Source organism: Mesorhizobium sp. PL10 (genome assembly GCF_053714315.1).
Window position 1 is genome coordinate 1 of record NZ_JBSKBR010000224.1, and the last position, 343, is coordinate 343.

The 343-nt window shown below is 69.7% G+C and carries 1 protein-coding gene; it reads left to right on the forward strand.

Annotated elements, in window-relative coordinates; genetic code table 11:
- Positions 1-343: aminotransferase class I/II-fold pyridoxal phosphate-dependent enzyme (locus tag ACWGTO_RS33955; protein WP_454579014.1), on the forward strand; the 343-nt coding region annotated here is incomplete at both ends.

Below are 343 nucleotides of genomic sequence, written 5' to 3' on the forward strand. Positions count from 1 at the left end.
GCATCACCGAGCGCGAAGGCCTGGCCGACCGCATCGACATCATCGAAGGCACGCTCGCCAAGGCGTTCGGCACGCTCGGCGGCTATATCGCCGGCACCAGCGCCATCATCGACGCCGTGCGCTCCTACGCGCCGGGCTTCATCTTCACCACGGCGCTGCCGCCGGCGATCGCCGCCGCCGCCACCACCTCCATCCGCCATCTGAAGCGTTCGCAGGCCGAACGCGATGCGCAGCAGCGCCAGGCGTCGCGGACCAAGGAGGTCCTCAGCGCCGCCGGCCTGTCGGTGATGGAGTCGCCGACGCATATCGTGCCGGTGCTGGTCGGTGACCCCGAACTCTGCAA